At 67.3% G+C, this 24226-nt stretch carries 20 protein-coding genes, 2 tRNA genes and 1 pseudogene; 6 read left to right on the top strand and 17 right to left on the bottom strand.

Annotated elements, in window-relative coordinates:
- Positions 1 to 2: 2 nt before the first annotated feature.
- The 10 genes and pseudogenes from P0Y41_RS01425 to P0Y41_RS01380 form a co-directional block, all read right to left on the bottom strand.
- Positions 3 to 758 carry a DUF7289 family protein gene (locus P0Y41_RS01425; protein ID WP_284062235.1) on the bottom strand — a complete coding sequence of 252 codons (756 nt, stop codon included), beginning with the start codon at positions 756 to 758 and terminating at the stop codon, positions 3 to 5.
- Positions 755 to 1246 carry a DUF7266 family protein gene (locus P0Y41_RS01420; protein WP_284062234.1) on the bottom strand — a complete coding sequence of 164 codons (492 nt, stop codon included), beginning with the start codon at positions 1244 to 1246 and terminating at the stop codon, positions 755 to 757. The genes P0Y41_RS01425 and P0Y41_RS01420 overlap by 4 nt, the downstream gene beginning before the upstream one ends.
- Positions 1239 to 2273, bottom strand: a complete 1035-nt coding sequence (locus P0Y41_RS01415; protein WP_284062233.1) for a hypothetical protein — start codon at positions 2271 to 2273, stop codon at positions 1239 to 1241. The genes P0Y41_RS01420 and P0Y41_RS01415 overlap by 8 nt, the downstream gene beginning before the upstream one ends.
- Positions 2261 to 2848 (bottom strand): DUF7288 family protein, encoded by a 588-nt coding sequence (locus P0Y41_RS01410; protein ID WP_284062232.1) that lies wholly within the window; start codon positions 2846 to 2848, stop codon positions 2261 to 2263. Before P0Y41_RS01410 ends, P0Y41_RS01415 begins: the two co-directional genes overlap by 13 nt.
- Before the next feature lie 2 nt (positions 2849 to 2850).
- The gene (locus tag P0Y41_RS01405) at positions 2851 to 3393 is read right to left on the bottom strand and encodes a DUF7287 family protein (protein WP_284062231.1); all 543 of its coding nucleotides are present in this window, start codon (positions 3391 to 3393) and stop codon (positions 2851 to 2853) included.
- Positions 3390 to 5444 (bottom strand): type II secretion system F family protein, encoded by a 2055-nt coding sequence (locus tag P0Y41_RS01400; protein ID WP_284062230.1) that lies wholly within the window; start codon positions 5442 to 5444, stop codon positions 3390 to 3392. The genes P0Y41_RS01405 and P0Y41_RS01400 overlap by 4 nt, the downstream gene beginning before the upstream one ends.
- A pseudogene (locus P0Y41_RS01395) lies at positions 5445 to 8524 on the bottom strand (type II/IV secretion system ATPase subunit).
- 277 nt (positions 8525 to 8801) lie between these two features.
- Positions 8802 to 8874: transfer RNA gene (locus P0Y41_RS01390), tRNA-Arg, on the bottom strand.
- Between the two features lie 49 nt (positions 8875 to 8923).
- Entirely contained in the window at positions 8924 to 9211 is a 288-nt protein-coding gene (locus P0Y41_RS01385) for a Sec-independent protein translocase subunit TatA/TatB (protein WP_284062229.1), read from the bottom strand.
- 336 nt (positions 9212 to 9547) lie between these two features.
- Positions 9548 to 10048 carry an acetolactate synthase large subunit family protein gene (locus P0Y41_RS01380; protein ID WP_284062228.1) on the bottom strand — a complete coding sequence of 167 codons (501 nt, stop codon included), beginning with the start codon at positions 10046 to 10048 and terminating at the stop codon, positions 9548 to 9550.
- 247 nt (positions 10049 to 10295) lie between these two features.
- Between P0Y41_RS01380 and P0Y41_RS01375 the strand changes: the two genes are divergently transcribed.
- Positions 10296 to 11114, top strand: a complete 819-nt coding sequence (locus P0Y41_RS01375; RefSeq protein ID WP_284063437.1) for an HD domain-containing protein — start codon at positions 10296 to 10298, stop codon at positions 11112 to 11114.
- Between the two features lie 114 nt (positions 11115 to 11228).
- On the top strand, positions 11229 to 12542 hold the full coding sequence (locus P0Y41_RS01370; RefSeq protein ID WP_284062227.1) for an MFS transporter: 1314 nt from the start codon (positions 11229 to 11231) through the stop codon (positions 12540 to 12542).
- A gap of 360 nt (positions 12543 to 12902) precedes the next feature.
- On the opposite strand, the gene P0Y41_RS01365 is transcribed toward P0Y41_RS01370, so the two are convergent.
- The 6 genes from P0Y41_RS01365 to P0Y41_RS01340 form a co-directional block, all read right to left on the bottom strand.
- Positions 12903 to 12974 (bottom strand) — tRNA-Gly (locus P0Y41_RS01365).
- 140 nt (positions 12975 to 13114) lie between these two features.
- The gene (locus P0Y41_RS01360) at positions 13115 to 14206 is read right to left on the bottom strand and encodes an NAD(P)/FAD-dependent oxidoreductase (RefSeq protein WP_284062226.1); all 1092 of its coding nucleotides are present in this window, start codon (positions 14204 to 14206) and stop codon (positions 13115 to 13117) included.
- A gap of 124 nt (positions 14207 to 14330) precedes the next feature.
- Complete coding sequence (locus P0Y41_RS01355; RefSeq protein ID WP_284062225.1) at positions 14331 to 15047, bottom strand: class I SAM-dependent methyltransferase; 717 nt, start codon at positions 15045 to 15047, stop codon at positions 14331 to 14333.
- Positions 15044 to 17173, bottom strand: coding sequence for a type II secretion system F family protein (locus tag P0Y41_RS01350; protein WP_390214627.1), 2130 nt, complete (start codon positions 17171 to 17173; stop codon positions 15044 to 15046). The genes P0Y41_RS01355 and P0Y41_RS01350 overlap by 4 nt, the downstream gene beginning before the upstream one ends.
- A gap of 3 nt (positions 17174 to 17176) precedes the next feature.
- Entirely contained in the window at positions 17177 to 18961 is a 1785-nt protein-coding gene (locus P0Y41_RS01345; RefSeq protein WP_284062224.1) for a type II/IV secretion system ATPase subunit, read from the bottom strand.
- Positions 18962 to 19096: 135 nt separating this feature from the next.
- Positions 19097 to 19630, bottom strand: a complete 534-nt coding sequence (locus tag P0Y41_RS01340) for a DUF7549 family protein (RefSeq protein ID WP_284062223.1) — start codon at positions 19628 to 19630, stop codon at positions 19097 to 19099.
- 210 nt (positions 19631 to 19840) lie between these two features.
- Here P0Y41_RS01340 and P0Y41_RS01335 point away from each other — a divergent pair, with 210 nt between their 5' ends.
- Together P0Y41_RS01335 and P0Y41_RS01330 are read left to right on the top strand one after the other, a co-directional pair.
- The gene (locus P0Y41_RS01335) at positions 19841 to 20314 is read left to right on the top strand and encodes a DUF5793 family protein (RefSeq protein ID WP_284062222.1); all 474 of its coding nucleotides are present in this window, start codon (positions 19841 to 19843) and stop codon (positions 20312 to 20314) included.
- Positions 20315 to 20419: 105 nt separating this feature from the next.
- Positions 20420 to 21172, top strand: a complete 753-nt coding sequence (locus tag P0Y41_RS01330) for a uracil-DNA glycosylase family protein (RefSeq protein WP_284062221.1) — start codon at positions 20420 to 20422, stop codon at positions 21170 to 21172.
- 95 nt (positions 21173 to 21267) lie between these two features.
- Here the strand turns inward: P0Y41_RS01330 and P0Y41_RS01325 are convergent, their stop codons facing one another.
- Positions 21268 to 22515, bottom strand: coding sequence for a sensor histidine kinase (locus P0Y41_RS01325; RefSeq protein WP_284062220.1), 1248 nt, complete (start codon positions 22513 to 22515; stop codon positions 21268 to 21270).
- A 244-nt stretch (positions 22516 to 22759) separates the two neighbouring features.
- Between P0Y41_RS01325 and P0Y41_RS01320 the strand changes: the two genes are divergently transcribed.
- Positions 22760 to 23782 carry an MBL fold metallo-hydrolase gene (locus tag P0Y41_RS01320; RefSeq protein WP_284062219.1) on the top strand — a complete coding sequence of 341 codons (1023 nt, stop codon included), beginning with the start codon at positions 22760 to 22762 and terminating at the stop codon, positions 23780 to 23782.
- A 119-nt stretch (positions 23783 to 23901) separates the two neighbouring features.
- Positions 23902 to 24210: a DNA-directed RNA polymerase subunit L gene (locus P0Y41_RS01315; protein ID WP_284062218.1), complete on the top strand. Its 309-nt coding sequence runs from the start codon at positions 23902 to 23904 to the stop codon at positions 24208 to 24210.
- Positions 24211 to 24226: the final 16 nt, after the last annotated feature.

The raw sequence follows: 24226 nt of genomic DNA, 5'->3' as shown, positions 1-24226 counted from the left end.
ACTCACCCCTCTAACTCCACCGAGACGGTCGTCTGTTGGACGACCACGCTGTCGACGTCGAACCGGTACGTCACTTCGCCGTCAGCCGGGTCGCCGTCGACGGCGGTGAACCCCTCGGCTTCGAAGTAGCGCTTCCAGGCAACCGCCCGCGGTGAGTCCACCGTGACGGTCACGGTCACGTCGCTGCCGGTGTCGGCGGCGAGCTCCGCTGCGACGCCCCGGCCCGTCACCTGACCGCGGACCAGCACGGTCGAACTCCCGCCGAACGCGACTCGATCTCCGGTCCGGTCGGTGACCACCAGCGGGATCAGGGCGTGGTCGCCGTCGACCACCCACCCGGGGGCCGAGCGCATCACGGCTGCGTCGCCGTCCTGTCGGAGCACTGCGCCGTGTGTCGAGACCACTGTGGTGTCCCCTCTCGTGTACGTGATCGGCGTGCTCTCGTCCGAAACCGTGAAGTTCGCCCCCTCGACGGCGTCGCCTGTCGTCGCGTTCACCGTGATGGTCGTGGAGCCGTTTACCGCGAGCGTGCCCCCATTGAGCTTGATCTCGGTCGCTCGACTCGGCGCGCCCTCGCGCACGATGTCGTCGAGGTTGTCGTCGAGCACGTCGAACGCCCGCTCCATGTTCTCGATCTGCTCGCCCGTCCGGAACTCCTCCAGCGCGGGGTACCCCGCCGCGTACACGGTTCCCACGGTGAGCACGATCAACGAGAACACCAGCACGAACCCCATCGCGTCGCTTTGGGCTCGGTTCACGACTCGCGCACCTCCAGTTGTCCGCCGGCGTAGACGACCGTCACGTCGCCGCCCGAAACCGTGGCGTCGGCGACGGGCGTACGCGTTGCCGCCGCGACGGTGACCGAGACACGCGTGCCGGTGGCGGTCAGCTCGATCGTCGTTGGCGACCCCGAACGCACCGCGACCGAGTAGGTGGTGCCGGCGACCGTCTCGGGGTACGAGCCTCGGACGGCGACCTCGCTCCCGCCGGCGCCGACGAGGCGGTCGGCCGCCATCAGCCGCGACGAGAGCTGCTGTCCGACCACCTCCAGCGCCTCGCGGGTCGTGTCCTCCCGCTGTTGCTCGACGGCGCCGCCGGCCGCGACGAGCAGGCCGCTGATCAACAGCGCCGTGATGCCGAGCGTCAACACGTACGACAGAGTCGTCGCCGTGGCCCGGTCGCGGGCCGACCCATACCGGCCCGGATCTGCGGGCGAGCGGTCTCCCCCACGAGCCGGATCAGTCATCGCGTTCCCCCGGCGCCACGCGAACGGTCGCCGCGTACGTCACCTCGCTGGTCTGATACCGGATCGGAATCTCGGCCGCGTAGACGGCCGGGACGACGTACGGCTCGTCCGCCGACGCCGTCGTCGAGAGGTTCCCGGTCGAGACCGAGCCGGAACTCGCCGTCCGAACAGTCAGGTCGTAGCCGCCGGCGGCGCGGTCGCCGTTGCGGACGCGCACGTCGTACTCGTCGGTGGCTGCGCTGTCGACCACGTCGCCGCCGAAGGCGAGTCCAGCGCACTCGTCTCCACCGACGGTCCCCCGAGTGAAGTCGACCGTCGTATTCGACGCCGACACCGAGCAGACCTCGCTCGTCGCCGACGCGGGTTCGCCGGCCGGCTTGACGGCGACTGAGATGGCCCCGTCGCTCGTGTCTTCGTACAGGTACGCGTGCCACGCCGCGCTCCCGTTCGTCACGACGACGTGGAAGGCGTCGTCCGGGTCGCTCGCAGAGGCCGGCTCCAGCGACGATGTCGTCACGACCGCGACGAACGCCCGCGTCGCCCTCCCGTCGCCTGCGGGTTCGAGGTCGGTCGCGACCGTCCAGTTCGCGTCGGAGCCGGTGCTCGTGAACTGCCGCGGGTCGTCGGCGGTGCCGTTCTGGCGTACCAGCGAACCGTTGACGAAGACCGCGGCGTCCACGTCTGCGCGCGCACTGGCGGCCCGTCGGGCGCCGATTTCCCGCAACTGTGAGTTGAGCACGCCTAGCCCCGCGGTGACGTTCTCCTCCAGCGGGTCGTGCCCGTCGTATTCCGCCGCGTTCTCGCGGTCGATGATCCCGCCGGCGCCGTCGACGACGGACGCGCGGTAGCCGAGCACCTCGCGCTCGCCGACGCCGTTGTCGCGGGTCGCGAGATTCTCGGTGAAGATCGCGGTGTTCGCAAGCAGCACTAACGCGACGAGCACGACCGCGAGGGCGAACCCGGCGACGAGCACGAGCTGGCCCCGTTCTCCGCCGCCGTCGTCCCGGCCCCCCATCAGATCCGCCATGCGACGATGCGCACCTCCATGACGCCGTACAGCGGCCCGTCGGGATCCGTGTCGTCCACGTAGAACTCCCGGTTCGGGTCGGCTTCGATCTCCGCGAGCGTGGCGGATCCGTCGCCGACCGTGTTGTCGTCGAACAGCGCCACCGTCCGTGTCGCCGCGACGGCGTTGTCGCTCGGCGACCCCATGTACACGATCCGCGTTCGGCCCCGGCCGTCGCTGGCCGTTCGGAAGCTGATCTCGACGTTGAACGCGATTCGGTCGGCCCCGAACGTCCGGTTCAGCGTCGCGCCGAACGGCGTCGGCGGACCGCCGCCGGTGTACACGCCGTCGGACCCGGAACCGATGAACCGCTCGGCAGTCGCGTTCCAGTACAACAGCGTCGGCGCGAGCGTCCCGTTCGCCTCCGCGGCCGCGAGTGTCCCCTCGGCGACGGCCGCCTGCTGATTCTCGATGTGCTGGTTAGAGGTACTCGCGGTCAACGGGGTGACGGCCGTCGCCTGCAGCGCGAAGAGGACGCCGCTCAACAGGATGATCGCCGCCGCAAATCCCTCGAGCGTGTGTGCCTGTGCGCGCATGATCACCACACCCTCACGATCACTGTCGCGTCCGAACCGTCGAGCAGGACCGCCCGCCGCGCCACCGACACGTCCGCGCCGCGCGGCGGCGACGGACCGGCCGTGAGCGAAACTGCGTCCGCACCGTCCCCGAGCACGCGGACCCCGCCCTCGCCGACGACGCTCACGTTCGCCGTCCGGACGGGCGACCAGAGTCCGAGCGCGCCCTGGAGATCACTCGCGTCCGTGTCGTACCGGCAGTCGCCGTCGACGGGTTCGTCGGTGTCGAAGAAGCCCGCGGTGCAGTCGGCGTCGAGGACCGCCGGGCGCGACGGGTCCTCGACGAGCAGGTCGTTCGCGAGCCTGTCGGCCGAGCGATCGGCGACGACGACCGCGTCCGTCGCGTCGCCGGTGAACGGCGCCGTGAGCGACGGAGCGAACGCGAACACGAACGCGACGACCACCAGGAACACGCTCACGCCGATGGCGTAGTCGATCGTCGTCTGTCCGCGGTCGCAGCCGTCGCTGTCAGCGGCGTCCCCCCCGCGCTCGGTCCCGTCGCTCACGCCACCACCACCCACACGCCGAGTGCGACGGTGAGCAGGACCACGACGAACTTCATCCCCGAGACGACATCCGCGCTCCGGATGTAGCCCGCGATGATCCCCGACAGGATCGCCTGAATCGTCACCGCGTGGAAGAACAGCACCGACAGGCGGTCGACGTCGACGTTGCCGCCGAAGCCGCCGGATCCGAGCCCGCCGCCCCCGCCGGCCGCGGCTCCAGCGCCGCCGCCACCGCCCGCCTGCGCGGTCAACCCCGCGAGCACGTCCAGGAACCGGAGCTTCAGGATGGCCATCACCGCGAGCAGCGTGAGGTACGTCATGAGGATGATCGCCACCTGCATCCGGGTCCGCGAGACCCGCTCGCGTTCGATGTCGTCCTGGTTCTCCGAGGCCTGCGCCGCCGTCGTCAACACGTCTGTGATCTGGCTGGAGGCCTGCTGGGCCTCCGAGATGAGCTTCACCGTCCGCGCGAGCCGCGGGATGTGGTACTTGTTGTTGAACTCGACCATCGCCTCCCGAAGGCTCATCCCGTAGTTCACTTTCGCGTACATCACTTCGAACTCTTCGGCCAGCTTTCCGCTGGAGGTGTCGGCGGTCGTCCGGATCGACTCCAACAGCGTCTGCCCGGTGTCGTTCGCCGATGAGAGCTTCCGGAGGTTGTCCGAGAGCTTCCCGGTTATCCCCCCGCGCCGGATCTGGTGCCACTCGTAGAATATCACCAGCGGGATCAGCGTGACGTACGCGGGGACGTACACCCACACGAACGTCGACCACACCGGGTTGTCGACGAACCCCTGGAACGTCAGCGGCGCGTCGCCCGACGCCACTCCGAACCCGACCAACACGAGCGCGGCGGGGGCGGTGAGCGCGAGCGTGAACAGGGGGTTGTCTCGGAAGAACAGGTGCGGCGCCTTCAGCAGTTCGCCGGTCTTGTGCGTTCCCTCGCGCGAGCGGATCCGGTCGAAGACGGTGAACTCGCCGACGAACGCTTCGACGAGCCCGAGGTGGAGCAACCCCTCGCGCTGCTCCTCGGCGAAGTGTTCGTCGACGCCGCCGGGATCGAGGTAGCCGTCGCCCACCTCGTCTTGTTTCACCGTCGAGACGAGCACGAGGAAGCCGACCCCGATCAGCGGTGTGAGGAGGTACACGGTCGCCGTCAGGAGGAAGTCCTGGCCCTGTCCGAGCATTGACATGATGACGAGGATGATGATGAGCAGGAGGGGGAACAGCGACAGCGTCATGTACATCTCGCCGAACAGCTCCAGCGTCTCCAGCGTCAGCTCCTGTTGCTGTTTCGACGTCCGAAGGTGCTTCTCCTTCTTGTCGTAGAGGAATCGCTCCATGTCGCCCCCGGAGTTGATGATCGACAGCATGTCCGTAAGGAACTGCGAGAACTCCTCGCTGGGCGTCTCAATCGACTGCTGACGGACGGCGTTGCGGTAGTCGGTCCCGAAGTAGCTCGTCTCTTGGACGACGCTCTGGAACTCCTTGGCGACTTCGCCGTAGGTGTCGTCGGCCTGCGCCATCGCCTCGAAGATCTCCAGTTGGTTCAACCCGCCCACCGAAAGCGCGTACATGAACGAGACCGCGTCCGCGAGGAGCATGTTGATCTCGCGCTTGCGCGCGTCGGCCCGCTGGTACGGAACCGCGAGCAGCGTGCCGAACCCGAGTCCGAAGCCGATGCTCCCGAAGACGACGCCGCTCACGAGCACGGCCACGGGCTCGGTAAGTGACTCCAGCAGTGCCGCCTGCTCGGGGGAACTCGCCGGGATCCCCAGCCCGATCGACTCCGCCTGCACGATCCCGAACGCGAACAGGCTCCAGCCGAGGACCATGCCAATCGCCCACAGCGCCAGCCCGACGAGTACGCCGACGCCGAGTGCGCGAGAGACGTACAACTCGACGGGCTGGTTCATCCGCGCTTGGGTCAGTTTCGTGTCGACGGTGTCGACGAAGTCGCCCTCCTCGTCGAACAGCCGCCGAAACAGCGGATAGAACGCGTCGGCGAACCCCCGCGCGCTTCCGAAGCCGGCGTCGGTGTCGAGGCTCATCTACTCCTCCTCCGCGTCGTCGGTCGACGCCACCTCTCCGAACCCCCAGTCGTCGATCACCTCCTCGTCGGGGGCCGCCTCCTCGTCTGGGGAGGCGTCGTCCGCGACGGCGTCGGTGGCGTCGGATTCATCGCTTCCGTCGGTCTCGTCGGTGGTGTCGAGTTCACCGATCCGGGTGTCGTCGTCGATCGGATCGCTTCCGTCCTCCTCGAAACGGGCATCGAACTGATCGATCGCGTCGAACGCGTCGGCCGCCTCGTCGACCGCGGCCTCACCCGCGACATCGACCTCGTCCGACCGGCTGACGTCGAGCGGCTCCGGTCCGATACCGTCGAACGGGGGGTCGGGCGCGTCGCCGGCGGTGTCCGCGTCGCTGTCGCCGCCGGTGTGAGCATCCCTCTCGCCGTCGCTGTCGGCGTCAGCGGCGTCAGCTTCGACAGCCGTGTCGGCAGTGGATGCGTCGCCGGCCCGGGGTCGGCCGGGACGTCCGCGGCCGGTTCGACGGCGCCGAGTGCGGCCGCGACGCCGTCGGAGCGCGCACCGCGGAACTCCGTGAGGATCGACTCCGCCTCTTCGAGGATCGACGCCGCCTCCGCAGCCTGCGCCTCCGACGGCTCCGGTCGAGGAACCATCGCCTCTTTGTCCTCGTCGACGTCGATCAGGACCGACTCCATCTCCCGGAGGTCGTCGAGGCTCGCCTCCAGTCGCTCGTTCGCCATGAGCGAGAGGATCGTCTCGGGATCGTTGATGAACGCCTGCAGCGTCGCCGCGACCTGCGTGTACGTGTTGAGCCCGCGGTCGATGAGATACGCGATCACCGTGCGCCGCTTGAGCAGTTCCTCTTCGAGCGTCTCGACGCTCCAGCCGCGGTCGAACATGATCTCCTCGAGCGTGTTGGAGTCGCCCATGTGGAGGAACTCGTCCGTCTCCGCCTGCCACTGGTACACGTCTTGGACGTTGATCTCGTCGTTCTCGGCGTCGTAGTGGTTGATCTCCGTGAGCGACTTGTTCCGTCGAACCTTTCGCCCCTGCACGCGCGTCGACGCCTGCACCGACACCAGATCCAGCGCCGTGAACATCGTCTTCGAGACGTTGATCGGCTCGGTCGTGAACCGCTTGAGCACCTCGCCGACGTTGTCCGCGTGGAACGTCGTGTAGGTGGTGTGCCCGGTCGACATGACCTGGAACAGGGTTCGACCCTCCTCGCCGCGGATCTCCCCCATCACGATGTAGTCGGGACGCTGGCGCAGCGCGGCCTCCAGCAGGTCGAACTCGTCAACGTCGCCGCCGTCGTCGTCCGCGAACGAGGGGCGGGTGACGGAGGCGATCCAGTTGCGCTGGGGCAACTCGACCTCGCGGGTGTCCTCGATGGAGACGATCTTCGAGTTCGAGGGGATGAACAGCGAGACGGCGTTCAGGCTCGTCGTCTTCCCGGACGCGGTGCCGCCCGCGAAGATCAGCGACTTGTGGTTCTCGATGCACAGCCACAGGAACGCCATCTCGTCGAGGCTGAACGTGTTCCAGTTGATGAGGTCGATCGGCGTGAACGGGACGTCCTTGAACTGGCGGATCGTGTAGTTCGTCCCGTGATCTGACACCTCCTTCCCGAGGGTCAACTGCGCCCGCGAGCCGTCAGGGAGCGTCGCGTCGACCTGCGGCCGGCGCTTAGAGATCCCCTTGCCGGAGCGCTGGGCGAGTTTGACGACGAAGTCGTCGAGTTCCTGTTCGCCGTGATAGACGTTCGAGATGATCTGCTCGTAGTCGGAGTGGTAGACGAAGACGGGCGAGTTGTAGCCGTCGACGGAGATGTCCTCGACGTTGATGTCGTGTTTGATCCCGTCGATGCGTTCGTAGCCCACGAAGTCGCGTTCGAGGTAGTACAGCGCCTTCGTCACGGTGTACTCCGTGAGCGTGTCGGGGTCCTCCGCGAGAACGGCGGGTTCCGGCCGTGCGGCGATCCCGTCTATCTCGCCGTCCACGTCGCGTGGTGCGACGCCGAGCGCGCGGATCAGTCGTCCCGCGGCGCCGTCGTCGTCAACGTCGACGCCGAAGAGGTCGGAGAGCTTGTCGCCGAGCTTCGGGCCGCCGTCTCGCGTGTAGAGGTCGTATCGCTCCAGGAGGTCGTACGTCTCCTCGCGGATCGTCAGCTTGCGGTGGTCCTCGTCGGCCGCGACCTCTCCCTCGTCGGCGTATTTGATCGCCGAGCGGAGCTTTCCCTCGAGGAAGTCGAACAGGTCGATCTCGATGGCGTTGCGGTACGGTTCGACGACGTAGTACTTCTGTTCGTTCTCTTTCGTCGAGTGAAAGACGATCACGAACGAGTACGGCTCGTTCACCCAGTAGCGTTCGATCTCGCGGAAGTGGCGCTTCTTCGGTATCGGCACCGCCTTCTCCAAGTCGTACCGGTTCGCGATCGTCGTCGCCCCCGCGGCGTCGCTGAAGAACGCGTCCTCATCGATGTCGTCGGCCACGTCGACCGTTCGTTCGTCGATCACCTCGTCGAGTTCCGGCGCGCGCTTCGCGAGATGGCCGAGCGTCTCCTCGACGCGATTGGGATCGAACCCGAGCGCCTCGGCCTTGTCGGCGTCGGTGAACTCCAAGGGCTCGTCCTCCTCGTCGGTCGGTGGGTTCCCCTCCTCGTCGAGGAAGTACTCCTCCCGGTAGTCGTCCCACGTGTAGATGTCTTTCCAGACGGGGGTCTCGTCGTACGCGAGCAGCGGGGAGCGCTCGGCGATCGAGGCGCCGAGTGCGCCCGCGCCACCGACGACCGATGACACGTCGACGGGATCGATCCCCAACGCGTCGGCAACGGTGTCTGCGACGCCGAGCGCCGCCAGATCCTCAGCGGTCGCCGCGCGGACCGCGATCCGAACGACCTCCTCGCCGTTTTCGTCCTCCTCGACGACCTCCGTCCGAAGGCGGTCGGCGAGTTCGTCGGCCGCGGCTTCGTGTCCGTGCTCTCGCAGGAAGTCCGGCCACGTGTACTCCCCGACGACGGCGGTATCCCCCGGACGCGCCGTCGATCCGGATTCGTCGTCGAATCCGGAACCGGCGGCCGCGTCAGCCTCGTCGGTAGCCATTGCGTTCACTCACTTCGGGGGCCACGTTAAATGCTTGCCCTCCGTATCACCGATGAGAAAACCCGCAAATCGCGGTGAAGGACCGCTCTATCTGTTGAGTTGACATACTCGCTTCCGGTTTATGATAGGTTTGTTGCGCTGGAATGAACGCCGTCGTCTCCTGGTCGGCCGGCGGGCGACTGCACTGGTTCCTTCGATTCGAATCGCGGAAAGCTGTCTGCGCGACGGTCCCTCCCTTCGCTCGTCGCAGATATCGCGTGAGTAAACCGAACGGAAACGGGCGTGACGGGATTCGAACCCGCGATCTAGCGGTTAGGAACCGCTCGCCGTATCCGCTTGGCCACACGCCCCGGGTGGGGAGTGTTCGGCGCGGAGATAAAAGCGGTCCGGGACGGCGCGTTAGTTCTTCTCCGTCTCGGTCTCGACCGCATCGTCGGTGGAATCGACGGTCGAGTCGACGGTGGAATCGGCGGCGATTTCGTCTTCGTCGCCCTCGCCCTCCTGCATCTCCTGAAGTTCGTCTTCGACCTGCTCGCGTCCCTTCTTGAACTCGCCCATCGCCTGCCCGGTGGACCGGGCCAGCTTGGGGATCTTGTTCGCGCCGAACAGCAGCACCAACACGAGCAGGATGATGAGCATCTCCGGACCGCCCGGGATGGCGCCGAACAGGGGTAGGCTAGTGAGCATCTCTACTCCCGGCTTACCCGGTGGCAATTATAGGCTTTTTGGACTGCACAGTATCCGGGATAGAGGGGTTCACCTCCCGAATGTACGGCAGAACGGGCGATGTCAGTGGGAGTCAGCTGTGATCTCACTACTGGTTCGGCGGTGCGATCGACACCCGTAGCAGGACTCTCGCGGGTGAACATCCGGGGCCGGCTCACTCGCATCTGCCGTGTCCGCTCGGGATACCGTGACCGAGTATGGAGAGACGGAGGGAACCCGAACCTGTCGCGGGTCCGGACGGCCGGGACCACATCCGACGCCTCGACAGCGGGCGCCAGGATCGGTCGCGACCCGCCGCTACGAGAGCACCCAGGCGCCGACGGCCATGCCGACGACGAGGCTGAGGCCTCCCCACGCCATCAACGCGATGCCGTGGGTCTCGTCGTGGTTCTGGTACACTCGATACCCGCAGAATATCGCGATGGGACCGAAGACGATCGGGAGCAGTGCGAACCCGACGAGTCCCGAAACAGCCCCGATAGCGGTGTACTTGTTCTTCCCCATCCCGGATCCGCTTGTTGGCGCCGCGGAGTGGGACGTTCCCGCCGAGGACCCCCCAGTCGTAGCGTTACCTGGGGCGACTCCGCATTCGGGACACAGCTCCGCGTTCTTTCTGATCACTGCCCCGCACGACGAACAGTACATGTCGTTCGGTCCCTTCGTTTGAACGTCCTCCTCCGGGGGCTCGGTGACGTTCTGTCCGTTCCCGGGACCGTCATCCCGTTCGGGCTCGTGTCCGCTCGGTCCCGCCGTTGGCGCTTCCTCCTCTTCTTCTTCTCCAGTCGATTCGGTATCCATATTTGAACTATCCAAATAGTAGTTGGTAAATGCTTCGACAGTTCAACCAACAGTCACTACGCCGTCGATTCCCCCTCGTCCACTCGAGCGAGCGGTCCGCGGGCGGCGGCGCGGCGGAGTGGGTCTTCGAGGTGCACCGGCTTGGGGAGGGCTTTTGCGACCGCCCGCCCTCCACCGAAGTATGAATGACAACGCCGGATCAGGCGACGTCCAGCAGGACGACGACGGGGCCGACGACCTGAACAAGATGAGCGTTCGGCAGTACGATCCCGACGCCGAGCACGTGTTTCCCGACGAACGGGTGAACGACGTGCTGGAGGTCATCGAAACCGACCCCGAGATCCAGACGTACCTCCGCGCGCAGAACGTCAACGCGGTCACGCGCAAGGGGTACAACGACCACGGCGCAAAGCACATCGAGATCGTTCGAAACCGAGCGCTGCGGCTGTACGAACTGCTGAAACGCGGGAACGTGGCGTTCAACGGTGCGAGCGATCAGGGGCTCCCTGCGGCCGACGAACCCGTCATCATCGCGCTCGCGGCCACCCTCCACGACATCGGACACGTCGTCCACCGAGACGAACACGCCTACTACTCGATTCCGCTGGCCGCCGACCTCCTCGACCGGCTGCTCCCGCAGTTCGACTACTACGGAACCGAGGAAACCGTTCGCGTGAAAGCGGAGGTGCTTCACGCCATTCTCTGTCATCACACCGAGGAGACGCCGCTCACGCGCGAGGCCGGCGTCATCCGGGTCGCCGACGCACTCGACATGGAACGCGGTCGCTCTCGCATCCCGTACGAGAAGGGCGGTCGCGGCATCAACACGCTCTCCTCGCGGGCGATCAGCAACGTCGAACTGAAGCCGGGCAGCGAGGCAGACGGCCACGACGGCGACGCGATGCCCGTGCTCGTCGAGATCAAGATGGTGAACGCCGCGGGCGTCTACCAGGTCGACAACCTCCTGAAGTCCAAGCTCCACGACTCGCTCATCGAGGACAAGGTTCGGATCGTCGCGATCAACACCAAGAGCGACGACCAGCTCGTCGAACGGATCGAGCTGTAGCATCCCGCTGCGGGCTCTCACCGCCGCAACCGACGTGTGTGCCGTGCGAGTACACCTCGCAGACGGCCGCGATGATTGAGTTTAAGCGCACGCTGTGTATTTCGGAACGTAACAGTGGCGCAGTTCGGCAGCTCCGTCGCGCTGTTGCGCGACCGGGAGTTCTCGGCGCTCGCGGGCACGGCGTTCGCGCGGAGTCAGGCGTATTCGACGCTGCTCATCGCTCTGGCGCTCTACGCCGAGCAGTTCGACACGACCGGGACGGTCGAGGGGCTGTTCGGCACCGCCTTTGCGGTCGTCCAGCTGCTCATCGTCGTCCCGCTCGGCCGGAAGGTCGACACGGGCAACGCCAAACACTGGCTCCTGCTCGGGCTCGCGATCAACGTCGTCGTCTTCTTCGGGTTCATGCTCGTCGAGAGCGCGGCCCACGTCATCCTCGTTCGGGTGTTGCAGGGCGTCGGCGCGTCCGTCCTCTGGATCACGGGCTCGACCGTCGTCGGGCACATCGCGCCGGACGACGAGAACGGTCGCTGGCTCGGTTCGTACAACCAGGTCGCGGCGTTCTCCAGCCTCGCGGGCGACGTGGTCGGGGGGTACCTCCTGTTCGCGGAGGGCTACACGTTCACCTACCTCGTGCTCACCGGGGTCACGATCCTCGCGTTCGTCCTCGTGTTCGTCAACCTCCGCGACAACCCCGGCGGCGGCACCGAGAACGACGCCGGCGGCGGCGTCGCGACGCTGAAGGCGCTGCTGGATCTCCCGATGATCCGCGCGCTCGTCGTCTTCCGGCTCGCCTTTTCGGTCGGCAAGATGGCCGTCATCATCTTCCTCCCCATCCTCGCGCGCACCGAGTTCGGCACGACCGCGTTCGCCATCGGCTGGATCCTCGCGGGCGGAAAGCTCACAAAGTCGATCACGCAGGGGTACGTCGGCGACCTCACCGACCGCGTCGGCAACAAGGAGTACTTCGTCGTCGCCGGCGCGCTCCTGTACGGAATCGGCACGGCCCTCATCCCGCTCAGCTACTACTTCGAGGGTGCCATCGACCCGGTTCGGTTCGTCGCGTTCGGCGGCGAGCAGGTGCTCGGCGGGGCGTTCTTCAGCCTCTTCGGGGCGTACATGGTGCTCGGGATCGCCGACTCGCTTCGCCTGCCGGCGTCGATGTCGCTGTTCGTCGAGGAGGGCGAACGCTACGACTCCGTCGCCTCTGCGATGAGCCTCCGGTCGATCTCGTGGAAAGTCGGCCAGGTCGCGGGGCCGGTCGGGATCGGCGCGATCAAGCAGTACGTCTCCACAAGCGTGGCGTTCTACACGGCCGCGGGGTTCATCGTCGTCGCCTCCGGCGTCTTCTGGGTCGTGTTCCGGCGGGCGTCGGCGCGGGAGGCCGCGCTCGCGGACGTGGAGGCGGACCCCGACGTGGCCGACGACTGACGGGACGGTGCCCCTCGACTCGATCCGACCCGAGGTCTGACGGTCCGCCACAGCGTCTATTTGGGCCGCGACGACGCGCGTGTGTGGGGCTATTCGACACCAGGTGTCCGAACTGCGGGAGCCGCCTGCTCGTCGTGAGGGTCGGACTCGAGGTGACGTTCGCCGGTCGACCCGTCGACGACCTGCACCGGTGGTATCGCTGTTTTGAGACGTTCACGCCCGAATTGGACGCCGAACCGGGCGGGGAGAGGCGTGAGTGCGCCGGCCGGGAGTGTGAACCACGGTCGCAAATCGAAGATGTGCTCCCTGAGTCAAATCCCGCCGTGGCGATTTCTCTGCTCACTTCATTCGCAGCAGAACTGCGCCGGCCGGGATTTGAACCCGGGTCGTTGGCTTGGAAGGCCAAAGTCATACCAGCTAGACCACCGGCGCGTTCGTCACTGTGTTCCTCGCGGGCCGTCACTCGCGAATCCGTTCGGATTCGCGCACCACCGGCGCACCGAGGGTACCACCCCGTATTCGGTGAGGGAATAAGGGGTTTACCGTTCGCGGTCGTCGACGCTCGGCCCGGATCAGTCGTCGGCCGTCGCCTCTCCTTCCACGGTCTCGGCCTCGGTCCGCGGTCCGGCCGCGTGCCCCTCGTGGGTGACTGCCGTCGCCATGAGCTCCGGCGAGATCGCCGGCACCTCGCTCTCGTCGACAGGGCCGAGTTCGGCGATCTTCTCGCTCGAGCGGGGGAACGCCCGCAGGTCCATGTGGATCGCGATGCCGCACTTGGCGCCCTCGCCCATCGCCACGGGGATCTGGTTGTGGCCGGGCGTCAGGTCGCCGACCGCGTACGCGCCGTCGACGGAGGTGCGGCCGTGGTCGTCGACGGCGACCTCGCCGGAGTCCTCCCGTTCCAGTCCGAGCGCGTCCGCGAGCTCGGCGTGATACTCCGAGCCGTACATCGGGAAGCCGCCCTTGTACTCGCGGACGGTCCCGTCCTCGAACTCGAAGCTCTCCAGCCAGCCGTCGTCGTCTTTCTCCATGCCCGTGACGTCTTCGGGTATCACGTCGATCGGGTGGTTCGCCAGCAGCTCCGCGGTGTCGTCGGACCACTCGGGCTCCGCGCCGCGCAGGAGCACGTCCACCTCGTCAGTGAAGTTGAGCATGATCATGGCGACGTGGGCGGCGGCGTCGTCCGTCCCCATCACGTACACCGACTCGTCGACGAACATGTACGCGTCGCAGTGGAGGCAGTAGTGTAGGCCCATCCCAGTCCGCGGCAGCGGCGGGTCGGGTCGCCCGTCCGAGAAGCCCGTCGCGAGCACGACGCGGCGGGTCGTCAGCTCCGCGTCGCCCGTGTCGACGCGGAAGCCGTCGGGGGCCTCGTCGGCGCCACCGTCACCGAGCGCCTCGACGTCCTCGACGAACCCCCGGCGGTACTCCCCGCCGTAACTCTGCACCTGTTCTTGTGCAGTTTGCAGGAACTCGTTACCGGAGGTCTCCTCGGTCACGCCGATCACGTTGTGCGTGTCGCGCATCATCGCCGCGCGGCCGCCGCCGCGGTTCACGACGAGCGTGTCCAGCCCGAGCCGGGTCGCGTACAGCGCGCTCGTCAGTCCTGCGGGGCCGCCCCCGACAACCGTCACGTCGTAGTCGAACTCGCCGTCGGTGTTCATCTACCTCGGTGTTGGACCGGCCGTCGTATAAAAACGCGTCCGGTCGTGCGGACCGTGCATCCACCCGGGACGGCTTCACATCCCGCCGGCCGCGCGCCGTAACCCGGAGCCGTCGATCGCGTGCTCACTCCGACGCGACGACCGCGTAACAGTTGCCGCTTGAGACCTCCGAGTCGATGACTCGAAGGTCGCTCGCGACCAGGTCCGCGTCGAACTCGCGAGGCGCGTAGATGTGATAGAAGCGCGGCACCGTCTCCCCGCCGGGGAGCGTCCAGTCGACCGCCGTGTCGAACCCCGTCTCGGCGTCCGCGTCGGCGTCGAACCGTTCGTGAGCCGTGCTCCACGCACTGACGAGCGCTCGTCCGCCGGGCTCGAGCACCCGCGCGAGTTCCGACAGCGAGGCGACGCGCCGCTGTCGCGGTCGGAGGTGGTGGAGCGCGGCGACGTACACCGCGAGCGCGACCCGGTCGTCGCCGACGGGAAGCGCGGCCGCGTCGCCCGCGACGAACGACACGCCCGAGGCGTACCCGCGATCGCGTGCTCTGGCCCGTGCCTCGCGCAACAGTTCACCGCTGACGTCGACGCCGACGACCCGTTCTGTCCGCTCGTTGAGCGAGTCGGAGTGTCGTCCGTTGCCGCACCCCACGTCGAGCCCGACGCCTCCGGAGCGACCGTCGAGGAATGACTCCACCTCCGGCCAGGCGTATTCGCGCGTCTTTGAAAAGTGGGCGGCGATGCGGTCGTACGTCGACGCGACCGCGCTCCCCGCCGGCCGCGACTGCGGTGGCTCGTCCGCCTCGGGCCGCTCGCTTCCGTCCGCGGTCGGGTCGCCCTGCGTCATCCGACGATCACGAACGTGAGATATGCGAGCAGGAGCATGACGGTGGCGTGTTTCACGCCGTCGCTGACGCTGCCTTCGCCCAGCTGTCCGGCGATCAGACCCGACGCGATCGCCTGAATCGCCGCGGCGTGATAGAACAACACGACGTAGCTGCCGGTGTCGACGTTTCCGATCCCCTCGAACACGCCCGTCGAAACGCCCCCCACGCCGCCCGGGGCCGACAGCTGCGCCCCCTCGACGGCCGGAATGAACGCGACCGTCAGCGCACCGATGATCCCGATAAACACCGCGAAGGAGACGTAGATCACGAGGAGGTACGTCACCATGACCTGCCGTCGCTCCCTCCGGAGTTGCCGCGTCGAACGCGCCTCGTCAGCGGCGATCGCAAGCACCGGCGCCACGTCGCCGCTCGCGTCGACCGCGTTCGTGGTGAGCGCGACGGCGCGCGACACCATCGGCGAGCGGACGCGTTGACGGAACCGGTCGAGCGCCGTCGTGACGGTCGCGCCCCACTGCACGTCCCGCCACACGCGCTGGACCTCCGGCGTGACTTTGCCGAGGTCCGAGCCGGTGAGCCGGCGCAGGCTCTCGACGACGCTCACCCCTGCGTCGTTGATGCTTGCCATCCGGTCGAGAAAGTCGGGAACCGCGCGTTCGATCCCCCGGATCCGGCGTTTCTCGACCTCGTAGGCGATCCCGTACCCGGCGAGCACCAGTAGCGTCGCCTCGATCACCGGGGAGTCGACGACCCGAGCGAACGGTCCCAGCGACAGCGGGATCGACGGCGTTCGCATCCACACCCAGCACACGCCGACGGGGATCGTGAAGACGGCAGTCAGCCCCGGCCGTTCGAGCAGGAGTCCCGCCGGGCGGCTCGCGGCGTCGAGCACGGCCTCGATCCGATCATAGACAGCCAGCCGTTCCCTGCTCGCCGCCCACCGATCGCCTTCCACAGCGGCATCGGCGTCGCCGGCAGTCACGCCGCCGTCCGCCCGTGCGTCCGAGCCGCCGAGTCCGGCGACGTTCGAGGCCGCCACCGCGAGCACCCGCGCGTCATCAACCGGCTGATCCGGGGCGATCGTGTCGCCGCTCGACCGGGTGATCGAATCGATGTAGACGACGAACCCGAAGCTCGCGAGCGGGATCGCGAGGTAGACGACCGCCCGCAACAACGGAAGCGTGTCCGAGAGGACGATCCCGATGACGACGAGGATCGTGATGAAGAACAGCGGCCCGGCGACGAGCACCGTCACGTACGCCTCCGCGAACGCGGAGATGAGTTCGAGGTACTGCTCCTGCTGCGACTCGGCCTCCTCTTGGTAGCGCTCGTACTGGTCGTGCAGGAACGCCGATACCTCCCGGCCGCTGCCGAGCACGGACGCGAGGTTCTCCCCGAACTCGGCCATATTCTGTGAGGGCGTGCGGTCGGCCGTGCGTTCGAGCGCGGTGAGCACGTCCGTCCCGAACGTGTTCATGTCGCGGACGGCGACGCCGAGCTCGCGGGCCGCCTCACCGTACACGTCTTCGTTGCGAGACAGCGTCTCCAACACCGCCGGAAGCGCCATCCCCGAGCGCGACAGCGCGTACACGAACGCGACCGTCCGGGGAAGCGTTGCCTCGATCTGGCTCGCCCTGGCGTGTGCGCGCTGGTCGAGGATCTCCCAGCGGAGCAGGTACACCGCGAGCGCCGAGCCGACGCCGACTGTCGCCGACGAGACGAAAAGCAGCGGGAACAGCTCGCGAACGCCGAGTTCGCCGAGTCGCGTGAGGTCCGCGAGGAAGCTCAAGACGGCCGGCAGCGCCGCGCGAACGGCGTCCCCGCCGATCCGAAGGAGCGCCAGCGTTCCCGCTGCGAGATACACGCCGAGGACGCTCCCGGAGACGCCCGCGACGGCCGCGTACAGGATGGTCTTCGACGCGTACGACCGATGCGTGACGCCGATGTGTGCCGCCCGCAACCGGTCGCGTTGGCGGTGTGTCCGCGGTCGATCGGTCGCCACGTAGTCACCGAAGGCGTGAACGGCGACCCGCGTCACAACGAGGTTCGCCTCGCGATTCACCGCTCCGACGAGGATCGGCGCCAACAGGAGCACCGTACCTGCCAGCGGAAGAAACGACAGAACCACGTGTCAGTCCCCGTCGCCGAGGCCGGACTCCTCGTCCCCGCCGGTACCGGGTCCGGACTCGTTGCTATCGGACTCCCCGATATCGGACGTGTTGCGGTCAGATTCCCCGAGGTCGGACTCCGAAACGTCAGACTCACCGAGATCCGCATCGCCGATCAGATCCTCCTCCGCGTCGTCATCGGCGGCCTCGATCCGCGCCATCACGCGGTCGGGGTCGGCGTAGTACTCGTTGACGAGCGCGGTGAAGCGGCGGTAGTCGGTGACACCGTGATCACTCAGGTGCGAGAGGAACCGACGCCGGTCGCGAAGCTCCGACAGCAACTCCGCCCGGCTCCACCCCCGATCGGACTGGATCTCGTCCAAGAGGGCCGAATCCCTACTGGTGAAGCTGTCGGAGCCGGCGTCCCACTCGTACACCGACGAGTAGTCCAGTTCGCCCGTCCGCTGGTCGATCCCGCCGATCTCGCCGACGGTCTTCGCACGGCGCACGCGTCCGCCGTCGAAGCGTGCGAGCGTCTGGACCGACAGCAAGTCCAGCGATCGAACCATCGCCCGGGGGACGTTGATCGGCTCGTTCTCCAGCCGGTTGATCACCGTCTCGATCGAGTCGGCGTGCATCGTCGAGAACGTGGTGTGGCCCGTGTTCATCGCTTGGAACAGGGTGAGCGCCTCCTCGCCGCGCACCTCGCCGACGATGATGTACTCCGGGCGGTGTCGGAGCGCCGAGCGCAGGAGGTCGTACATGTCGATGTCCTCCCCTTGCCCCATCCGCTCGCGGGTGACAGACGAGAGCCAGTTGTCGTGGTACAGCGACAGCTCGCGGGTGTCCTCGATGGTGAGTACCTTCGATCGCGGGGGGATGAACATCGACACCGCGTTCATCGAGGTGGTCTTCCCGGAGGCGGTGCCGCCCGCGAAGATGAGGCTCTTGTTGTGCTCGATGCAGAGCCAGAAGTACGCCATCTGTTCGATCGAGAACGTCCCGTAGTCGATCAGGTCGATCGGCGTGAACGGCTCCTCGGCGTACTGGCGGATAGTGAACGCAGAGCCGCGTGGTGTGACTTCCTCGCCGAGCGCGAGCTCGGCACGCGACCCGTCCGGGAGCGTCGTCTCGACGATCGGGTCGCCGACGGAGATGTGCCGCCCCGACCGCTGCGCAAGCCTGATAACGTAGTTGTCTAGCTCGTCGGGGCCGAACACCACGTTCGTCTCGATGTCGGTGTACTCGTCGTGGTAGACGAAGATCGGGAGGTCGTAGCCGTCACAGGAGATGTCCTCGATGTGGTGGTCCGAGAGGAGCGCGTCGATCTTCCCGTATCCGCGGAAGTCTCGCCGCAGGTAGTACAACAGCGCGTGGAACGTCTGCATCGACGCGTCGACGCCGTACTGTTCCAGCAGCGCCTCCAGCTCGTCGCGGAGCGTCTCGTCGTCCGCCTCGCCGGGGTCCTCGCGGTACAACAGCGGGTCGCGGATGTCGTCGACGACGCGCTGGAGGAGGTCGAACTCGAAGTCGTCCAGCTCCGGCTCGACGACGTGATACACGTGATTGTCGCCCTCCGTGTCGTACGTGACGACGATGTACGCGTACGGGGCGTTCACCCAGTAGCGCTCGATTTCGTCGTGGTCCGCTGGCGGGTCGAACGACGCCAGCGGACCGTCCTCGTCGGGGAGGAACGGTCGGACCGCTAGGTCGCCGCCGCGGAGCACCTCGAGCGTCCGAGCGAGGCGCTGCCTGAGCGCGGACAGGGGGCGATCGTCGGTCGCGGCGTCAGCGGCGTCCCCCGACATCGGTTACTGGCGTCCGTAGGGAAGTCCGGTACTTAACTTCACCACCAACGATCACAGTTCTGATATCCCGACCGTCGCTCACGCGGGAACGACCCCGTCGTCACGGCCGCGCAACGCACGGCGCACCGTCCCCATTCACCTCACCTGCTCGGCCCTCAGGAGTACGCCTCCGAGTACGAACTGGAGCGCGGCCCCGACCGGGATCGACACACCGGGGAGCCCGCCGCCGACGCCGAAGCCGATCCCGAAGAAGCGCTCGGGAAACAGCACCGACGCGACGAGAAACAGCGTCGCCGAGGCGACGAGCAGTCCGCCTAGCACGTCTACGGGGTCGACGCGCCACGACTCGGCGCGTTCCTCCTCGCGGTAGTAGTACACCGAGACGCCGAGGGCGACGAGAAACACGCACGCGCCGACGAGCCAAGCGCCGTACGCGATCTGGACGGAGGTTCCAGACTGTAGTAGGTACGCCGAAACGGGAGAGGAGACGCTCGTCGCGCGGACGAGCGGGACACCGAACGCGTAGCGTATCTGAAACAGCGGGAACCGGACGAACAGTACCGTTCCACCGGCGACGGCGCCGTAGAATAGGTTCCACGGAAGCAGCGCCGCGACCCACGTGGACAACACGGCGAGTTCCCCTGCGTACTCAGATCGGACCCAGACCATGTTCCCCGGAGCACGGCGCGGTGAAATAAATCGATTGGACCGACGGGTCGACAGCATTGACTGACCGGCTAACCGGACCGACCAGACCGACCAGCGCGGCCCCCGCCTCCGAGTGACCTCACTCGATCCCTCCCACGACAGACAGACAGACCGACCGGGGTTGGGGGGCGTTACGTACTTACACGCTGATTCCCTACAGCCGTGTACGGAATGAGGCGCGACTACTTCGAGTTAACTGTGGACCACGTCGACTGGGTCGAGACCGACGCGGATCCCGCGAAGCCGCACGTATCTATCGACTTCCACGGCCCAGCGGACCTCCTCCGCGAGCGCCTCACCAAGGGTGACGGCGAGCTGCTGGACGCCAAGGAGACCGACGTGGCATTTCGGCTCCAGTCCGATCACGAGCGGGACCCCGAGGCGACAGGCGTCGTCGGGGTGACGAACCGCCACACTGGGGATTTCGTCCTCGAACTCAACGAGTCCGCGGACGACGTGCTCCGTTTCATCCGCGCGGCCCGCGAGTACGGCCGCGCCAGCGACGGCGACGGCCGGTACCGGGTCGAGATCGACGTCGACGGCGATCCGGTCGTCGCCTACGAGAAGGAGACCTTCCTCGTGTACGACGCCGAGGGCAACCTGCTCCGCCGCGAGAGTCTGATCCCGTCGGGCGTCGAACTGTAGTACCCGGTCGCCGCCTCGGCCTCGTCGTCCCTGTTCTTGCGGTCGTCCCCGTCGTCCTGACCGGGACCGAAACCGGTTTGCCCCGCTCGCGTCCTACCACGTGTCGTGAAGAACGTCACCGATCGCGTGTCGAACCCGTTCGGACTGTCTCCCGAGTGCGATCGGTTCGTCCCCGGATACGGCGACGCGAACGCCGACTTCCACGTCATCGGCGACCACCCGGGCGTCCACGGCGGCCTCGAAACGGGGGTTCCGTTCACCGGGTCGGCCGCCGGCGAGCGCTTGCTCGACGCGCTGGTCCGCGCGGGGCTGCTCGAGACCGCCGGCGACGAGCCTGTCGTCGACTCGACGTACCTCTCGTATCTCCACATGTGCGAGGCGACCGGCGACCGGCTCGGCCCCGACTGCGCGCCGACCGCGGCGTCGTACGACGATATGGAGCGGTTCTTCGACGCGGAGGTTCGCGCCATCGCGGCCCACGTGCTCCTTCCGGTCGGCGAGCGGGCGACTCGACACGTGATAGAACAGTACACGGCTCAAGCGAACAAGACCCCGATCCGAATGGACGACCTCCACGGCCGCGAGATCCGCGGCTCCGGCTGGCTCGTCCTCCCGATCAAATCCCCCGCCGAGTGGACTGAGGGCTCGGACGCCGCGGTGACGAAGCCCACGAACCGGGACGCCGAAGAGGCACGCGCCGACGACGAGACCGTCGGGGCGACCGACGGCGCCGGCGTCGCCGCGTCGGATGCGGACCGGCTGGTCGACGGACTCGCGACACTTCGCGCCACGGACTACCGCCGCGAGTCGGACCTCGGGCGGTTCATCGCGGGGTCAGACCCGTACCTCGTTCGGTAAGCGGGGTCACCGGCACCGGTCGGGTCACGCGACGGAATCCGCCGCGACGTCTTCGGTCACAGACGGCCGTTCGTCCGCCGCGGTCCCGACAGAATTCAGTCTCCCGGCGGGTCCGCCGCCGGGAACTCCACGGTGACGGCCGTTCCCGTCTCGTCCACGTCGAACGAGACGCGTCCGCCTGACGACTCGGTGATCCACACGACGAGCCACAGGCCCAGCCCCGACGAGTGCGTGACGGCCGTCTCGGTTTCGGTCTCGAACGTCTCCAGCTCTTGCATGGGGATCCCCGGCCCGTCGTCGGCGACGGTCACGGCGACGAACGCGCCGGAGTTGACCACCGTGATCTCGATCGTCGGGCGCTCGCGGTGGCTGTGTTCGATCGCGTTCTCGAGGAGATTCGTGAACACGGTGTCGATCAGCCCCGTCGCGGTAATCCACGCGGACTCGGGGGCGTCGACAGTGATCTGTGGGTCAACGGCGGGGTACTCCATGGCCAGTCCGTCCACCTGCGCACGCACCAACCGTGCGACGTCGAAGTGCGTCTTTGTCGGCTCGTCAGCGTCGAGGGTCGCCTCGACGTGGCGGACCGTCTCCGCGCGGTCAAGCATCGTCTCAGCGGCGCCGGTGATCCGGTCGAGCGCGGTCGCAACCTGCCGGTCGTCGTCACCCGTTTCGGCCTCGGTTCGATCCGCACGTCGTTCTTCGAGCAGCTCGGTGTAGCCCAACACGACGTTCATCTCGTTGCGGAGATCGTGTCGGAGGAGCCGATTCAACACCCCCACTCGTCGGCGCAGTCGGCGGCGATTGGTGGCGTCCTGCAGCGCGATGACTCGCCCCTCGAGATCGGGCCGTTCGAACGGTGTGACGCGGACCTCGTAGTGACGCTTTCCCTCGTCGGTCATCCGCGTGACGTACGGCTGTCGGCGCGCGCTGCCGTGATCTCGCGGCTCTCCGCGTACGTCGGTCAGGTCGTCAGCCAACTCGTCGTTCGATCCGTCGATCCGGGCAGCGATCTCCGGGTCCAGCTCCGCGATCGACTGTCCAACGGCGACCCCTCGCTCGACGGCTATCACGTCGGCCGCGACCGAGTTGCAGTCGATGACGACACCGTTCTGGTCGAGGACGATCAGCCCCTCAACCGCGGCGTCGACTGCGACCTCGCGGGCGGCCGCGAGCGCTGCTCCAGGCGGATCCGTGGCTCCCCTGTCGCCGTATCTGGCTGCGACACCCGACGCCCACTCCCCGACAGACGACAGGACATCGATGATCGTCGCGTTCACGCGGTCGCGAAGCCGACCCGACAGCGTCCCGACCGTCGCCATCCCGACGATTCCGGCGGTCATAACCCGCGCAAGCCGGCTCTCTTGCCGGGTCATCGACTCACCGACCGATGGTCGACGACGGCGTCTCGGGAGGCTCGTCCGAGACGACAGCCGACACACTGTACGAGAGGCACTCACGGGTCCCCACGGGCTTCTTCGTGATGAAAATTTGTGTGCCGACGAACCGCGAGTGGACCGCTCCCCCTGCGATGTCGTCGCGGGCTGAGTCGGAAGGGTTCTTAGCGTCCGATGAGCATCGGTCCGTATGCAGCGGATCCGTCTCACCAACACCGTCTTCGAGGGACTCAACAACGTCTACGTGCTCGAAGGCCCGGCAAACGGTGATCGTGGCGAGGAGTTGGTTCTCGTCGATGCCGGCGTCGCCCTCCCGGACGTTCGCGAACAGCTCGCGGCGGGACTCGCCGACTTCGGGCACGAGATCGCGGACGTCGACCGGGTGCTCCTCACGCACTGGCACGCCGACCACGCGGGGCTCGCCGGGGCGATTCAGGCGGAGTCGGGCGCGACCGTGCACGTCCACGAGGCGGACGCGCCGCTCGTCGCGGGCGACGAAGCCAGCGTCGAGGAGGAGCGCCGGCTCCAGCAGGAGAAGTTCCGCGAGTGGGGAATTCCCGAGCAAACGCGCGCGGAACTCGTCGACTTCCTCACGGACCACGCCGACCTCAGCGGCGAGCCGTGCGACGTGACGCCGTTCGCCGGCGGCGACGAGTTCGCGGTGGGTGGGCGGACGCTGGAGGCCGTTCACCTGCCCGGCCACGCCGCGGGCCTCTCGGCGTTCCACGATCCCGCGGCCGACGAGGCGTTCGTCGGCGACGTGATCCTCCCGAAGTACACCCCGAACGTGGGCGGGGCAGACATCCGGGTCGACGATCCGCTGGGCAGGTACGTGCGAAGCCTACTGGACCTGATCGACCTCGATCCCGGGACCGCGTGGCCGGGTCACCGCGACCGCATCGACGACCCGGCGGGTCGCGCGGCGACGATCCTCCGGCACCACGTCGAGCGAACGGAGAACGTCGTCGACGCGCTCGCAGACCTCGGCCCGTCGACGCCGTGGGAAGTGAGCGCCGCGTTGTTCGGCGATCTCCACGGCATCCACGTGCTCCACGGCCCCGGCGAGGCGTACGCTCACCTCGATCACCTCGCGGGCGCCGGAGTCGTCGAACGCGACGGGACGCGCTATACCCTCGTCGACGCCGATCCGGCCGTGTCGGCACTGTTTCCCGACCCCGGCATCGACCGCGTCGTCGAGTGGACCGGGGAGTGACGCCAGTGGGGCGTACCGGGACGCCGGCGAGACGCGTCGGCCGGCCTCCGTCCGCAGACGGCGACGCGTGAATCCGCGGAACACAAGCTTGAAACCCGACTGAGGCGAACGCTCCGGCAATGGAACTTCGCGTCATCGACAAGACGGACGAGGAACTCCGCATCGAGATCGCGGGCGAGGACCACACCTTCATGAACGTTCTCAAGGGGCAACTGCTCAATACCGACGGCGTCGCCGCCGCGACGTACGACATGAACCCCGAACAGTCAGGCGGACAGACCGAGCCGATCCTCTCGATCAAAACCGAGGACGGACTCGACCCGCTCGACGCGCTCGAACAGGCCGCGATGGCCGTCTCGGACGATCTTGAAACCCTCTATGACCGAATCGAGGTCGCCTTCGACGACGTCGCGGCCGCCGAGGCCTGATCCGGGAGCCGCCGCG

It is taken from the genome of Halobaculum halobium, from assembly GCF_030127145.1.
GTDB classification, from domain to species: domain Archaea; phylum Halobacteriota; class Halobacteria; order Halobacteriales; family Haloferacaceae; genus Halobaculum; species Halobaculum halobium.
This window is presented reverse-complemented; position numbering and strand designations above follow the sequence as displayed.

Excerpts from the sequence above, each read along its gene's own strand:
- P0Y41_RS01410 (WP_284062232.1), bottom strand. The coding sequence starts at position 2,848 with ATGCGCGCACAGGCACACACGCTCGAGGGATTTGCGGCGGCGATCATC.
- P0Y41_RS01340 (WP_284062223.1), bottom strand. The coding sequence starts at position 19,630 with ATGGTCTGGGTCCGATCTGAGTACGCAGGGGAACTCGCCGTGTTGTCC.
- P0Y41_RS01375 (WP_284063437.1), top strand. The coding sequence starts at position 10,296 with ATGAGCGTTCGGCAGTACGATCCCGACGCCGAGCACGTGTTTCCCGAC.
- P0Y41_RS01345 (WP_284062224.1), bottom strand. The coding sequence starts at position 18,961 with ATGTCGGGGGACGCCGCTGACGCCGCGACCGACGATCGCCCCCTGTCC.
- P0Y41_RS01420 (WP_284062234.1), bottom strand. The coding sequence starts at position 1,246 with ATGACTGATCCGGCTCGTGGGGGAGACCGCTCGCCCGCAGATCCGGGC.
- P0Y41_RS01415 (WP_284062233.1), bottom strand. The coding sequence starts at position 2,273 with ATGGCGGATCTGATGGGGGGCCGGGACGACGGCGGCGGAGAACGGGGC.
- P0Y41_RS01315 (WP_284062218.1), top strand. The coding sequence starts at position 23,902 with ATGGAACTTCGCGTCATCGACAAGACGGACGAGGAACTCCGCATCGAG.
- P0Y41_RS01400 (WP_284062230.1), bottom strand. The coding sequence starts at position 5,444 with ATGAGCCTCGACACCGACGCCGGCTTCGGAAGCGCGCGGGGGTTCGCC.
- P0Y41_RS01385 (WP_284062229.1), bottom strand. The coding sequence starts at position 9,211 with ATGCTCACTAGCCTACCCCTGTTCGGCGCCATCCCGGGCGGTCCGGAG.
- P0Y41_RS01335 (WP_284062222.1), top strand. The coding sequence starts at position 19,841 with ATGAGGCGCGACTACTTCGAGTTAACTGTGGACCACGTCGACTGGGTC.
- P0Y41_RS01320 (WP_284062219.1), top strand. The coding sequence starts at position 22,760 with ATGCAGCGGATCCGTCTCACCAACACCGTCTTCGAGGGACTCAACAAC.
- P0Y41_RS01380 (WP_284062228.1), bottom strand. The coding sequence starts at position 10,048 with ATGGATACCGAATCGACTGGAGAAGAAGAAGAGGAGGAAGCGCCAACG.
- P0Y41_RS01325 (WP_284062220.1), bottom strand. The coding sequence starts at position 22,515 with ATGACCGCCGGAATCGTCGGGATGGCGACGGTCGGGACGCTGTCGGGT.
- P0Y41_RS01360 (WP_284062226.1), bottom strand. The coding sequence starts at position 14,206 with ATGAACACCGACGGCGAGTTCGACTACGACGTGACGGTTGTCGGGGGC.
- P0Y41_RS01355 (WP_284062225.1), bottom strand. The coding sequence starts at position 15,047 with ATGACGCAGGGCGACCCGACCGCGGACGGAAGCGAGCGGCCCGAGGCG.